General features: G+C 73.6%; 11 protein-coding genes. 5 read left to right on the plus strand and 6 right to left on the minus strand.

Translation table 11 applies throughout. The annotated features are described in order from the left end of the window. The first annotated feature begins 58 nt into the window (after positions 1-58). Genes E6J59_01600 through E6J59_01610 form a run of 3 tightly spaced genes read left to right on the plus strand, consistent with a single transcriptional unit; the run spans position 59 to position 4,251 of the window. Positions 59-955: a serine protease gene (locus E6J59_01600; GenBank protein ID TMB23581.1), complete on the plus strand. Its 897-nt coding sequence runs from the start codon at positions 59-61 to the stop codon at positions 953-955. Positions 956-964: 9 nt separating this feature from the next. Next, positions 965-2,629, plus strand: a complete 1,665-nt coding sequence (locus tag E6J59_01605) for an alpha-keto acid decarboxylase family protein (protein ID TMB23582.1) — start codon at positions 965-967, stop codon at positions 2,627-2,629. Continuing rightward, positions 2,629-4,251 (plus strand): acyl-CoA synthetase, encoded by a 1,623-nt coding sequence (locus tag E6J59_01610; protein TMB23591.1) that lies wholly within the window; start codon positions 2,629-2,631, stop codon positions 4,249-4,251. Before E6J59_01605 ends, E6J59_01610 begins: the two co-directional genes overlap by 1 nt. Before the next feature lie 45 nt (positions 4,252-4,296). Here E6J59_01610 and npdG read toward each other — a convergent pair whose 3' ends face one another. Next, a complete protein-coding gene (gene npdG, locus E6J59_01615) occupies positions 4,297-5,082 on the minus strand; it encodes an NADPH-dependent F420 reductase (protein TMB23583.1) in 786 nt (261 codons plus the stop codon). 209 nt (positions 5,083-5,291) lie between these two features. Between npdG and rpoD the strand changes: the two genes are divergently transcribed. Beyond that, positions 5,292-7,088 carry an RNA polymerase sigma factor RpoD gene (rpoD, locus tag E6J59_01620; protein TMB23584.1) on the plus strand — a complete coding sequence of 599 codons (1,797 nt, stop codon included), beginning with the start codon at positions 5,292-5,294 and terminating at the stop codon, positions 7,086-7,088. 264 nt (positions 7,089-7,352) lie between these two features. Here rpoD and E6J59_01625 read toward each other — a convergent pair whose 3' ends face one another. Genes E6J59_01625 through E6J59_01640 form a run of 4 tightly spaced genes read right to left on the minus strand, consistent with a single transcriptional unit; the run spans position 7,353 to position 11,579 of the window. Further along, the gene (locus E6J59_01625) at positions 7,353-8,549 is read right to left on the minus strand and encodes an efflux RND transporter periplasmic adaptor subunit (GenBank protein ID TMB23585.1); all 1,197 of its coding nucleotides are present in this window, start codon (positions 8,547-8,549) and stop codon (positions 7,353-7,355) included. Further along, the gene (locus E6J59_01630) at positions 8,549-9,724 is read right to left on the minus strand and encodes an FtsX-like permease family protein (protein ID TMB23586.1); all 1,176 of its coding nucleotides are present in this window, start codon (positions 9,722-9,724) and stop codon (positions 8,549-8,551) included. The genes E6J59_01625 and E6J59_01630 overlap by 1 nt, the downstream gene beginning before the upstream one ends. Positions 9,725-9,726: 2 nt before the next feature. Next, a complete protein-coding gene (locus tag E6J59_01635; GenBank protein ID TMB23587.1) occupies positions 9,727-10,899 on the minus strand; it encodes an ABC transporter permease in 1,173 nt (390 codons plus the stop codon). Next, positions 10,896-11,579, minus strand: a complete 684-nt coding sequence (locus E6J59_01640; GenBank protein TMB23588.1) for an ABC transporter ATP-binding protein — start codon at positions 11,577-11,579, stop codon at positions 10,896-10,898. The genes E6J59_01635 and E6J59_01640 overlap by 4 nt, the downstream gene beginning before the upstream one ends. A gap of 79 nt (positions 11,580-11,658) precedes the next feature. On the opposite strand from E6J59_01640, the gene E6J59_01645 reads away from it, so the two are divergent. Then, positions 11,659-12,486, plus strand: coding sequence for an NUDIX hydrolase (locus E6J59_01645; GenBank protein TMB23589.1), 828 nt, complete (start codon positions 11,659-11,661; stop codon positions 12,484-12,486). A 10-nt stretch (positions 12,487-12,496) separates the two neighbouring features. Here the strand turns inward: E6J59_01645 and E6J59_01650 are convergent, their stop codons facing one another. Next, positions 12,497-13,033, minus strand: coding sequence for a lipase maturation factor family protein (locus E6J59_01650; protein ID TMB23590.1), 537 nt, complete (start codon positions 13,031-13,033; stop codon positions 12,497-12,499). Position 13,034: the final 1 nt, after the last annotated feature.

Consider the following 13,034-nt stretch of genomic DNA (forward strand, 5'->3'; position numbering starts at 1 on the left):
CGCCGATGTTTCGCGTCCGCGCTTGCGTCCCGCTGATCGAGCGTCTAGCGTCGGCCTCGTGAATGCCGCCGTCGCTCTCATCGAGCGGGTGCTCCCCTCGACGGTCCATCTCCAGTCGCGCATCCCCGAGTCGCATCCCTCGGCGCGCATCCTCGGCACCGAGCGCATGGGCTCCGGCACGGTCGTCGACTCCTCGGGCCTCGTCCTCACCGTCAACTACGTGGTGCTCGGCGCGGAGCAGGTGCGCGTCACGCTCCTCGACCAGCGCGCCTACGTCGCCGAGCTCGTCCGGCACGATTACGCGTCGGGTCTCGCCCTGGTGCGCATCCCGGAGGAGCACTTGCCGGCGCTGCCGCTTCGCCGCACGACGGACCTCGCGCCCGGCGACGACGCGTTCATCGTCGCCAGCGTCGGCGAGGGCGGGGTGCGCGTGGCGAGCGGCGCGGTCAGCTACATCGGTCCCTTCGACGCCAACTGGGAGTACGTCCTCGACCGGGCCGTCATGACCACCGCCATGAACCCCGGGCTCGGCGGCGGTCCCCTGCTCGACACGCAGGGGCGCGTCCTGGGCGTGGTCTCGCTCAACCTGAACGAGATCGGGCGCTTCTCGCTCTCGATCCCCGCCGACTACTACCTGGACGGGCGGGACGCGCTGCTCGGGGGGCGCGCGCCGTCGGCCACCACGCGCGCCTGGCTCGGCATCTTCTGCTACGCCGTGAAGGACCACGTCGTCATCGCCGGGCTCCTCCCCGGCGGCCCCGGCGAGCAGGCGGGTCTCAAGGCGGGCGACGTCGTCCTCGCCGTCGACGGCCAGGACGTGGGCGACCGCCGCTCGCTCTACCGGCTCCTCTGGGCCCACCGCCCGGGCGAGTCGGTCACGCTCAAGATCTTCCGCGGGCGCGAGATGTGCACCGTCACCGTCGCCTCGGGCGACGTCGAGGAGTTTTTCGGCTAGAAGTCCCGCGTGCGCCCGACCATGCCGCTCGGCGACTTCCTGGTCGCCTACCTCCAGAAGATCGGCGTCACGCACCTCTTCGGCATCCCGGGCGACCTCGTGCTGCGCCTCTTCTCGCGCCTCGGGAAGCCGCGCGGCCTCAAGATCGTCACGCTCTCGCACGAGCCGGGCGTCGGCTTCGCGGCCGACGGCTACGCGCGCGCCACGGGACGGATCGGCGTGGTGTGCGTCACCTACGGGGCGGGCGGGCACAACATGGTGAACCCGGTGGCGGGCTCGTTCTCGGAGCGCGTACCGGTGCTGGTCCTCTCCGGCGGGCCGGGCGAGGAGGAGCGCAAGCTCGGCATGCTCATCCATCACCAGGCGAAGGAGATCGAGTCGCAGCTCCGCATCTACCAGGAGCTCACCTGCGCGGCACGCGTGATCGACGACGCCGCCACCGCGGCCGAGAGCGTGGACGAGGTGGTGCGCACCGTGTGGCGCGAGCAGCGCCCCGGCTACCTGGAGATCCACCGCGACATGGTGGAGCGCCCCATCCGGGTGCCGCGTCCCCTCATGGAGTGGGACGGCGCGCTCCACTTCGGCCGCTCCGACGAGCGGCGCGTGGACGAGGCGGTGCGCGAGACGGCGGAGCGCTTCAACGCCGCGCGCCGCCCGCTCACCATGATCGGCATCGAGACGTTCCGCTACAAGCTCCACCGGGACGTCCGCGCGCTGGCCGAGCGCATGGGCGCGCCGGTCACGACCACCGTGCTCGGCAAGGGCGCCTTCCCGATGGACCACCCGCTCTTCATGGGCGTGCACATCGGCCCGCTCAGCCCGCCCCCCATCGTGAAGCGCGTCGATCGGGCGGACCTGGTCCTCAACCTGGGCACGCTGCTCACCGACATGAACCTCGGCAGCCGCCCGCCGCAGATCACCCGCGACCGCTCCATCTGGGCCGTGGGCGGGCGCGTCAACGTGAGCTTCCACACCTACACGGACGTGCACATCCGCGACTTCGTGCGGGGCCTGCTGCGCGCGCGGCTCAGCCGCCACGAGGAGAAGGTCCGTTACTGCGACAACCTGCCGCCCCAGCCGGCGGAGACGAAGCGGCGGCTCCGCGTGACCGACGTGCTGCACGAGGTGAACCGCTTTCTCCGCGGCCGCCGCGGCTACATGGTGGTTGCCGAGTCGGGCGACATGCTCTTCGCCGGCCTCGACGTGCGCGTCGAGCGGGGCGGAGGCTACCTCGCGCAGGGCTACTACGCCTCCATGGGCTTCGGCGTGCCGGGCGCCCTCGGCGCGCAGCTCGGCACGGGGGCGCGGCCGCTCGTCCTCTCGGGCGACGGCGCCTTCCAGATGACCGGGCCGGAGATCGCGCAGGCGCCGCGCTTCGGCCTCAGCCCCATCGTGCTGGTCGTGAACAACGGCGGATGGCAGATCTTCCGCCCCGTGGTCGCCCGCGCCGAGCTGCTCGACGTCCCCCCCTGGCCCTACGCCCGCCTCGCCGACGACTGGGGCGGGCGCGGCTTCTACGTCGAGCGCGTGGACGAGCTGCGCGCCGCGCTCGCCGCGGCGGCGCGCCTCGACTCCTTCGTCGTGATCGAGGCGATCGTGCGCCCCGACGACCTCTCGCCGGTGTCGCGCAAGTACATCGAGGCCTCGGCGCGCCGGGGCCGGGCGGCGTCGTGATCACCGTCGGGCGCCGCTACACGGACCTGGTGGCGGCCTTCCGCTGGGCCATACCCGAGGAGTTCAACTTCGGCGCCCTCGTCGACGCGTGGGCGACGGACCGCAGCCGCGCCGCGCTCTACTGGGAGGACGAGGCGGGGCGGCGCGAGCGCCACACCTTCTGGGACGTGAAGCAGGCGTCGAACCGCTGCATGAACGCGCTCGCGGGGCTCGGCGTCGGGCGCGGCGACCCGGTGATGGTGATGCTGCCGCGCGTCCCGGCATGGCAGGCGGCCATCGTGGGCGGCTTGAAGCTGGGCGCGCTCGTCGTCCCGTGCACCGCCTCGCTGCGCGCCAAGGACGTCGCCTATCGCGCCCGCCACAGCGGCGCCAAGGCAATCGTCACCGCGCTCGAGCAGGTGCCCGAGGTGGAGAAGGCGCTCGCCGACGTCCCGGGGCTCACCGTGCGCGTCGCGCTCGGCGGCGGGCCCGCCGGCTGGCACGATCTGGACAGGCTCCTCGCCCGCGCCGCGTCGAGCGGCGTTCCCGCCCGCACGCGCAGCGACGAGCCCGCGCTTTGCTTCTACACCTCGGGCACGACCAGGGAGCCGAAGGCGGTGCTCCACACCCACGCCTACACCTTCGCGCACCGCTACACCGGCGAGTACTGGCTCGACCTCCAGCGCACGGACCTCCACTGGACGACCTCGGACACCGGCTGGGCCAAGGCGGCCTACGGCGTCCTCTTCGGCCCGTGGATGAACGGCGTGCCGGTCTTCATGTTCAACGGCCGTTTCGACCCCGAGCGCGAGCTCGACCTGCTCGCCCGCTACGACGTGTCGGTCTTCTGCGCGCCGCCCACCGAGTACCGTCTGCTCGTGAAGCAGGACCTGAAGCGCCGCCATCTGCCCCGCCTCCGCCACTGCACGGGCGCCGGCGAGCCGCTCAACCCCGAGGTGATCCATGCCTGGCACGATGCCTTCGGGCTCCTGATCCACGACGGCTACGGGCAGACCGAGACGATCCTCCTCGCCGCGAACCTGCCCGGGCTCCCGATCCGCCCCGGCTCGATGGGGAAGCCGTTCCCCGGCCACGATCTGCGCGTGATCGGCGAGGACGGCGCGGAGCTGCCGCCCGGCGGGGTCGGCGACCTCGCGCTCGGCGGCAACCCGCCCTCGCTCTTCCGCGAGTACTGGAAGGACCCCGAGGAGACGGCGGCCTGCCGGCGCGGCGAATGGTATGTCACCGGCGACCGCGCCAGCCGCGACGAGGACGGCTACCTCTGGTTCGTCGGCCGCGCCGACGACGTCATCATCTCCGCCGGCTACCGCATCGGCCCCTTCGAGGTGGAGAGCGCGCTGCTCGAGCACCCGGCGGTGGTGGAATCGGCCGTGGTCGCGAGCCCCGACCCGGTGCGCGGCGAGATCGTGAAGGCCTTCGTCGTGCTGCGCCCGGGGCACGCGCCCGGCGAGGCGCTGGTCCGCGAGCTCCAGGAGCACGTGAAGCGGGTCACGGCGCCCTACAAGTACCCGCGCGCGGTCGAGTTCGTGGAGAGCCTGCCCAAGACGGTGAGCGGGAAGATCCGGCGCGTCGACCTGCGCGAGCGCGAGCGGCAGGCGGTCGGTCCGGGCAGGCGCCCCTGACCCCGCCCGCCGATCGAGACGACCGGCGCCAGGTTGACGAGCGTCTCAGGTCGGCGGCATCCCGAGGATGGCGATCGTGGCGCGCGCCTTGTGCCGGCGGTTCAGATTGAGGAGCAGCGCGGTGATGGCCTCCAGCCAGCGCGCGTTGGCGATCCCCCCGGCGTCCACGGCGCGGAGCCCGGGGAGGAGCCCGACCAGCGCTGCCACCTCGGCCCGCGCCGCGGCCTCGTTGCCGCACAGGAGGACGTCGCCCTCGAGCGGCACGGCGAGGTCGCGGAGCTTCTCCGCCGAGTGGTTCTTGAACGCGCTGACGACCCGGGCGGCGGGTATCGTCTGCTGGATCAGCTCGCCTACCGAGGCCGCGCCCCCCACGGGCGTCAGCTCGAAGAAGCCGTCGCGGACCGCGAGCGGGACGATGACGTCGATCACGAGCTTCCCGGCGAGCGCCTCGCGCGCCTGGGCGAGGAAGCCCGCCAGCCCCGCGAACGGGAAGGTGAGGACCAGGCGCTCCGAGCGCGCCATCGCCTCGGCGTTCTCGTGTCCGCGCACGCTGGCCCCGGGCACGGCGGCGCGAATGGTCTCGGCTGCCGCGGCGGCCCGCTCCGCCGCGCGCGAGCCGATCACGACCGGCGCGCCCGCGGCGGCGAAGCGGAGCGCGAGGCCGAGTCCCTGGGGCCCCGTCCCGCCGATGAAGGCCAGGGGGCGCACGGCGAGGGAGCATACCGGCCCGCGCCCGGCGGTGGAAAGCGCCTGGCCGCGGGCGTATAGAAGGAAAACCCAGCGCGAGCCGAACTTCGCCCCGCCTGCGGCGGGTGCCGGAGGCCCGGGCACGGGGCCTGGCCGGGGGTAGCGAAAATTTCCCCTTGACTCCTTCCGGCACCGCGATTAGGTTGGCCGACTGAGGCCCGGGCGCCCTTACCCGTCGGACGGAACGTTTCGGACACCGGGCGAGCCCATCCCATTCCCCACCACCTGCCGAGCCCTTGGTCCAGGCCATTGATCCGGGCTTCGGAGCCCGGGCCCCCTCGAGGATCGTTCGCGTGAAGCGCCCGGAGAAGCGAGTCGACGAGAAGAAGCCGGAGGCGCCGCGACCTCGCCCGCCGCGGCCCGCGGCCGCATCCGCCGAGGGACACGACCGGCGCGAGGCCGCCACCGACGGTACGGCGCCCGAGGAGCTCGACCAGGTCGTCTCGATGCTCGGCGACATGGACATCGAGGTCGATTCCGCGGTCGAGGAGACGCCGCTGGCCGAGGAGCCGGAGAAGGCGGTCGAGCCCGAGTGGACCGAGGCGGAGCCCGAGCCCGAGGAAGCGGCCGAGCGGGCGCCCGGCGAGACCGCCGACCCGGTGCGCATGTACCTCCAGGAGATGGGCGGCGTGCCCCTCCTGACCCGCGAGGAGGAGGTCGCGATCGCCAAGGAGATCGAGAGCGGCGAGCGCGAGGTGCGCGAGGCCGTCTTCTCGCTCGACCTGGCGCTCCAGTACGTGCTCACGCTCGCCGAGAAGCTCCGCCGCGGGGAGACCGAGGCGCGGCACATCTTCGGCGACGACGAGCCGGAGACCGAGCCGGCCGAGGGCGCCGAGAGCAAGGAGGACAAGCGGGCCGAGGGGTTTCTCCGGCAGGTGAGCAAGCTGAAGCGCCTGGCCGGCGAGCGCGACAAGCTGGTCGCCGAAGCGGCCCGGTCGAAGACCTCGAAGGCCCGCCGCGCGCGCATCGAGAAGCGGCTCGCGATCATCGCCCAGGCGGTGCGCGAGGTGCTGCTCGAGACCCAGATCGGCGCCAAGCACGTGCAGATGCTGGTGGACAAGCTGAAGGAGGCGCAGCGTCTCGTCGACACCGACCAGCACGAGGTGCGCCGCCTCGAGCAGCGGCTCGGCCATCCCGCCGCCGACATCCTGAAGCACGCCGCCCGCATCCGCGGCGACGAGAAGGATGCTGCCCGCACCGCGAGCCGGCTCTTCCGCGCACCCGCCGCGCAAGTGGTCGAGGCCGCGGACTTGATCCGCGAGGCGCGCCGCAAGTCGCAGCAGGTGCTGCGCGAGGTCGGCATGTCGGCCGAGGCGCTGCGGACCTCGCTCCACACCGTTCGCCTCGGAGAGATGAAGGCGCAGGAGGGGAAGAAGCGCCTGATCGAGGCCAACCTGCGCCTGGTCGTCTCGATCGCCAAGCGCTACACGAACCGCGGGCTCGGCTTCCTCGACCTGATCCAGGAGGGGAACATCGGGCTCATGCGCGCGGTCGAGAAGTTCGAGTACCAGCGCGGCTACAAGTTCTCCACCTACGCCACCTGGTGGATCCGGCAGTCGGTCAGCCGCGCCATCGCCGACCAGGCGCGCACCATCCGCATCCCGGTCCACATGATCGAGACCATCAACAAGGTGATCCGCACGTCCCGCTACCTCGTGCAGCAGTACGGGCGCGAGCCGACTGCGGAGGAGATCGCGCAGCAGATGGAGATGCCGGCCGACAAGGTGCGCAAGGTCCTCAAGATCGTGAAGGAGCCGGTGTCGCTCGAGACGCCCATCGGCGACGACGAGGAGAGCTCGCTCGGCGACTTCGTCGAGGATCGGCAGACCCTCTCGCCGGCCGACGCGGCCATGGCGCTCTCGCTCGAAGAGCAGACCCGGAAAGTCCTGGCCACGCTCACGCCGCGCGAGGAGCAGATCCTGCGGCTGCGCTTCGGCATCGGCGAGAAGTCCGACTACACCCTCGAGGAGGTCGGGCAGCGCTTCGCGGTGACCCGCGAGCGCATTCGGCAGATCGAGGCCAAGGCGCTCCGCAAGCTGCGCAGTCCGAACCGGGCTCGCTCGCTCGAGACCTTCGTGCAGCGGCAGTAGCCCGGCTGGAGGAGCGGGATGCTCGAGAACCTGGAGAAGGAGCTCAGGAAGTGGCGCCAGAGCCGCGCCGCTACCAAGCCCCCGCGCGAGGCACCGAGCGACCGGCGCACCGTCAAGGTGAACGGTCAGGAGGTGCTGGTCGTGCGGAAGAACAAGAAGCCGAAGCCCGGGCCCGGCGCCGGGTAGCCCCGCGCCGCGGGTCGCGCGCCCGGGGCGTACTCGCTACCGCAGTCCGCGGTCGCGGGGGCACCGCTGCGTCTTCTCCTATCGCGCGCCGGCGACCGTGACCGGCTGGCCGTCGCGGAGCGGCGGCGGGTCGCCGACCACCACGGCCTCGCCGCCGGCGAGGCCAGCCGTCACCTGGACCTGGTCGCCGAAGTCCCTGCCCAGCGCGAGCGCGATCCGCCGGGCGCGGCCCTCGGCGACGACCCACGCGAAGGCGGCGCCCGGCTCGCCGCGCACGGCGGCGCGCGGCACGAGGACGCCGGCGCGGCCCGCCGACCCCTCGAGCGGCTCGAGGAACGTGATGCGGGCGCTCATGTCGGGCCACAGGAAGTCGTCGGGCTCCTCGATCTGCACCTCGACGCGCAGCGTGCCCTTCTGGCGGTCGACCTGGGGGTAGCGCTTCACGACGCGCGCGCGGTAGCGCCGGTCGGGGTACGCGTCCGGCACCGCCTCCGCGCGTTGGCCCATGTGGACCTTGGCGAGCTCGCTCTCCGTCACGTCGACCTGGCCGCGCAGGTCGTCGAGGTTGGCCATGCGGATCAGGTCGCCCGAGCCAGCGAAGCCGCCCGGCACGGCGATCTCGCCCACCTCCTTGAGCTTGGCCAGGATGACGCCGCGGCGCGGGGCGCGGAGCGTCGTGTACTCGAGCGCGACGCGGGCCTGCGCGAGCTCGGCCTCGGCCTGGCCGACCGCGGCGCGCGCCGTCTCCGCCTCGGCCGCGCGGAGGTCGAGGTCGTCGCGCGAGATGACGCCGGACCGGGCCAGCTTGCCCGCCCGCCCGAGCTGGGTCTCCCTGAGCGCGGCCGTGGCGCGCGCCTGGCGCAGGTTCGCCTCGGCGTGTCGCACCGTCGCCTCGTAGTCGCGCGGGTCGAGCTGCACGAGCGGGTCGCCGGCCTGCACGTGGTCGCCCTCCTCGACCATGTAGCGGTCGATGCGCCCGGCGACGCGGACCCCGATGGCGATGTAGCGGTCGGCGCTCACCACGTAGCCCGCCCCGGAGAGGATGGGCACGCTCGCCTCGCCACCCGGCCCCGCCTCGGGCACGCTCGCCTGCGCCACCTCGACCGCCGCGGCGCGACCGTGCCGGAGCCGCACGCCGCCCGCGACGAGCACGAGGAGGGCGACGCCGGCGGCAGCCCAGACCCAGCGCCGGCGCCGCGGGCGCCCCGCCGGCCCGCCGCGCTCGAGCCGGAGCGCCGCGAGGCTCCGGCGGAGCCGCTCGGCCGTCTCGGCCATCAGGCGCGGTGGAGCGCGTCGACCACGCGCAGATGCGCCGCACGCCAGGCCGGCGCGAGGCCGCCCAGCACGCCGATGGCCGCGGCGAAGAGGAGGCCGAGGGCCGCGCCTCCCGGCGAGAGGCGGAGGAGCACGGTCGCCACGCTGAAGGTCATCATGCTGAACTGCACGCCGGAGAGCAACGTGTTGATGGCGAAGACCGCGAGCGCGGCGAGGAGCACGCCGGCCGCGAGTCCGCCCGCGGCGAGGAGAAGGGACTCGGTCAAGAAGGAGGCCAGGATCGCATCCCGCCCGAAGCCGAGCGCGCGCAGCGTGCCGATCTCGGCCGTGCGGCTCGCCACCGCCGCGTACATGGTGTTGAGCGCGCCGAACACGGCCCCCGTCGCCATCACCACGGCGAGGGTCAGGACGAGCACGTAGAGCGTGTTCGCGCTCTCGGCCTGCTCGCGGTAGTAGCTCACCTCCGGCTTCGCCTCGAGCGTGAAGCGCGCGTCGTCGGCGATGCGCCGCACGAGCGCCGGCCGGTCGGCCCCCGGCGCGACGCGCAGGCGGACGCCCGAATAGCCGTCCCGGCGCGTGTCGGCCTGCACGTCGTTCACGTCGGCCCAGATCTCGCTGTCGAAGGCGGTGCCCCCGGAGTCGAAGACGCCGACCACCGTCCAGGCGCGGCGGCCGAAGGCGAGCCGGCTGCCGAGCCGTCCGCCCGCGTAGCGCCCGAAGGCGCCGGAGCCCATCACCACCTCGCCGAGGTTCGGGCGGAAGACGCGCCCGGCGACGAGCCGGACCGCGGGATGCACGCCGAACGCGGCCGGCTCGACGCCGCGCACGAGGACGTTCTCCCGCCCGCCGCCGGCGGTGCGGAGGAACGGCTGGTTCACGATCTCGCGCGAGGCGAGCGGGGCGCCGTCCGGCCCGGCCGCCACGCCCGCGAGCGCGCGCAGCGCCTGCGCCGCCTCGCGCGGGATCTGGCTCGAGCCGTCGCTGGTGGCGCCCTTGCGGAGGACGATCAGGTTGTCGGGCTCGCCGGTGGCGACCAGCATCTGCTTGAGCCCCCCGACCAGCGCCGAGAGCAGCATGGTGGCTGCCACGACGAGCGCGATGCCGCCCGCGGTGAAGGCGGTCGTCCAGCGCCGGACGAGGAGGTTGCGGACGTTGTAGGAGAGCGGGATCGGCATGCTCAGAAGAGGCGGCGGAGCGCCTCCACGACGTTGAGCCGCGCCCCGTTCCACGCCGGCACGAGGCCGGCGACGAACCCGACGGCGAGCGCGACCGCGAGCCCCTCGGCCGCGACCGGGAGCGACATGCGGAAGCTCGCGAGGGGGCCGAGGAAGGGCACGCCGCCGCCCGTCTTCCCCGCCGCCGCGAGCGCCGTGAAGAGCGCGTACGCCCCGCCCGCGCCGAGCAGTCCGCCGAGGCCCGCCTGGAGCGTCGACTCGGCGAGCAGCGCGAGCAGGATCGGGCGGCGTTGGAAGCCGAGGCTCTTCAGGATGGCGATCTCCGGGACGCGCTCGCGCACGCCCATGGCGCTCGTGTTGGCGGCGATCAGCACGACCGCGCCGACCACCAGGAAGCCCACCACCAGGATGACCCGGATGAAGCCGTTCAGCGCGCTGAAGAAGCTCACGTAGAAGGACTTCTCGGTCTCGCTCGCGGTCTCGGCCTCCGAGTTCCGGAAGAGCGCGTCCACCGCGTGCATGATCCCGGGCACGTCCTCCGGCCGGCCTGCGCGGATCCAGATCATGCCGACGTTGCGCATGCCGCCGCGCTCCTCCATCGCCTCCTCGAGGTACTTGCGGTTGAACCAGAAGACGACCCCGTTGCCGCTCGCGGCGGGGATCACGCCCACCAGCTGGAAGGCGAGGTCGACCGGGAAGAGCGTGCCGCGCAGCGTGACCTCCTGTCCGATGCGCCAGCCGAACTTGCGCATGGTCGTCTCGCCCACCAGCGCGCCGTTCCGCGTCTTCCGGAAGCGCGCGACCGCCGCCGGGTCGATGCCGTAGTCGGGCCACACCTGTTCGACCGAGTCCGGGTCCATGGCGAAGTTCGGGAAGAGGTTCTTCGGCTCGTCGTAGATGCCTCCGAACCAGGAGTAGTGGCCCACGCCGGCGACCCCGGGCAGGCTGCGCACCTTCTGCACGAAGGCGAAGGGCAGCCAGTACGTGAGCCCCGCCTTGTGGTGGACCGTGATCCGGAGGTTCGAGGAGGCGCGGCCGAGCACCGCGTCGAGCGCCCCCGGCAGCGTCAGCACCGCGCACACGAGGAAGATCGAGAGCGCGATCGCGAGGGTGGTGAAGACCGTGCGCAGGGGGTGGCGGAGGAGGTTCTTCCAGACCAGGCGGGGGTAGGTCACGGCGCGTCTCCCGTCCCGTTCACGAGCACGCCCTTGTCGAGGCGGATCACCTGGTCGACGAAGCGCTCGGCGCGCGGGTCGTGCGTCACCATGACCACGGTCTTCTCGAAGGCCCGCTTCAACTCGCCGAGCAGGGTGAGGATCTCGACGGCCGACTTCGCGTCGAGGTCGCCGGTCGGCTCGTCGGCGACGATCAGGTCGGGATCGGCCACGATGGCGCGCGCGATCGCGACGCGCTGCTGCTCGCCGCCGGAGAGCTGCTGGGGGCGGTGGTGCCGGCGTGCGGCCAGGCCGACGGCCCCGAGCGCGATCTCCGCCCGCCGGCGCCGCTCGGCGCGCGGCAGGCGGGTCAGCAGGAGCGGCAGCTCGACGTTCTCGATCGCGCTCAACACCGGGATCAGGTTGTAGAACTGGAAGACGAAGCCCACGTGCCGCGCGCGCCAGGCCGCGAGGCCGTCCTCGTCGAGCCCGGAGAGGGCCTGGCCGGCGACCACCACCTCGCCCGCATCGGGCCGGTCGAGGCCGGCGAGCAGGTTGAGCAGGGTCGACTTGCCCGACCCCGAGGGACCCACGAGCGCTACGAACCGCCCGGCGGGGATGTGGAGGCTCACGTGCTCGAGCGCGTGCACCACGTCCGCGCCGCGCCGATAGAAGCGCGACACGTCGCAGACCTCGATCATCGTACCGGGTGTGCCGCGGGCCCGCCGCCGATTCAAGTGTTCCCCTGGACTCGCGCGGCGAGGCGACTATGCTCGCCCCGTGCCCCCGCCCACCCCGGCCATGCCGCGCCCGTCGAGCACCGTCATCCTGCTCGGTGCGCCGCGCGACGGGGCCGGCCCGTTCTCGGTCCTCCTCCTCGAGCGCCACGGCAGCATCGCCTTCCCCGGCGCCACGGCCTTCCCCGGCGGCGTCGTCGATCCCGGCGACGCCGACGCGCCGGGCGCGCGCCTGCCCGGCGCGCAGCGCTGGGCGCCCCCGGGCGAGGGCGACCGCCCGCCCGCGGCGCTCGCGTACTGGGTCGCGGCGCTGCGCGAGCTGCTCGAGGAGACGGGCCTCCTCCTCGCCGCCCGCGACGGCCGCCTCCTCGAGGGCCCCCTCGCGCCCGAGCTGGCGGCGCTCCGCGCGCGGGTGGCGGCCGGCGAGCCCTTCGGACGCGTCCTCGCCGCGGCCGGTCTCGTGCCCGCGACCGAGGCGCTCTTCTACTTCGCGCGCTGGATCACGCCGGTCACGAACCCCCGCCGCTGGGACACGCGTTTCCTGGTCGGGCGGCTCCCCGCCGGGCAGGAGCCGGTCGCCGACGGGACCGAGACCGTGAGCTGCGCGTGGATGAGCCCGCGCGCGGCGCTCGCCGCCTACGAGGCGGGCCGCATCGTGCTCATCCCGCCCACCGTGCGCACGCTCGACGACCTGGCGCGCTTCCCGTCGATCGACGCCGTGCTCGCCGACGCCGCGGGGCGCGTCGTGCGGGCCGTCACGCCCGAGATCGTGCAGGACGGCTCGGTCACGGCCATCCGCTACCCGGCGAACGCGGCGCCGCCGCGCCGGCTCGTGCTGCAGGGCGGCCGCTGGCGGCCCGCCGACGAGTGAGAGGTCGTGATCAGCGGTGGAGGCTCTCGGCGGCGAGCGGCCGCGAGCGGCCCTCGAGCTCGCGTTCCCACCAGGCGCCGGTCGCGTGCCGCGTGGCGGCGTCGGTGAACCGGTAGCGGTAGATCGCGACCCGCACGAAACGGGGCGGCGTCGTCGGGAACGGGTCGCGGGCGAAGAGCGGCGCCACGGCCTCCGGGGCCGTCAGCAGGCGCGCGAGCAGCGTGTCGAAGTAGCGCGCGCCGGGCCGCGGGCCGAGGAGCAGGAACCAGAGCTGGAAGTCGACCCGCGGCTGATGCGGAGCGACGAAGGGCGGGGCCCGCTCGGGGTCGCCCGGCTTGTAGCGGAACTCGTAGGGCAGCCAGGTCGCGCCGTCCGCGGAGCCCTCGATCACGGCCTCGCGGCGCACGAGCGTCATGTGCGCGAAGAGGTGGTAGGAGTTGACGGAGCGGAAGGGTGCGACCGCGCGGCGCACGGGGAGGAGCAGCCGCTCGAGACCGGCCGGCGGGCGCAGGAAGGGGAGGAACTCGATCACCGAGAGCGCCACCAGG

The organism is Deltaproteobacteria bacterium, assembly GCA_005879795.1.
Classification (GTDB): Bacteria; Desulfobacterota; Binatia; order DP-6; family DP-6; genus DP-6.

Coding starts and splice junctions, on each gene's coding strand:
- E6J59_01625 (TMB23585.1), bottom strand. CDS start 8,549: ATGGCCGAGACGGCCGAGCGGCTCCGCCGGAGCCTCGCGGCGCTCCGG.
- E6J59_01630 (TMB23586.1), bottom strand. CDS start 9,724: ATGCCGATCCCGCTCTCCTACAACGTCCGCAACCTCCTCGTCCGGCGC.
- E6J59_01640 (TMB23588.1), bottom strand. CDS start 11,579: ATGATCGAGGTCTGCGACGTGTCGCGCTTCTATCGGCGCGGCGCGGAC.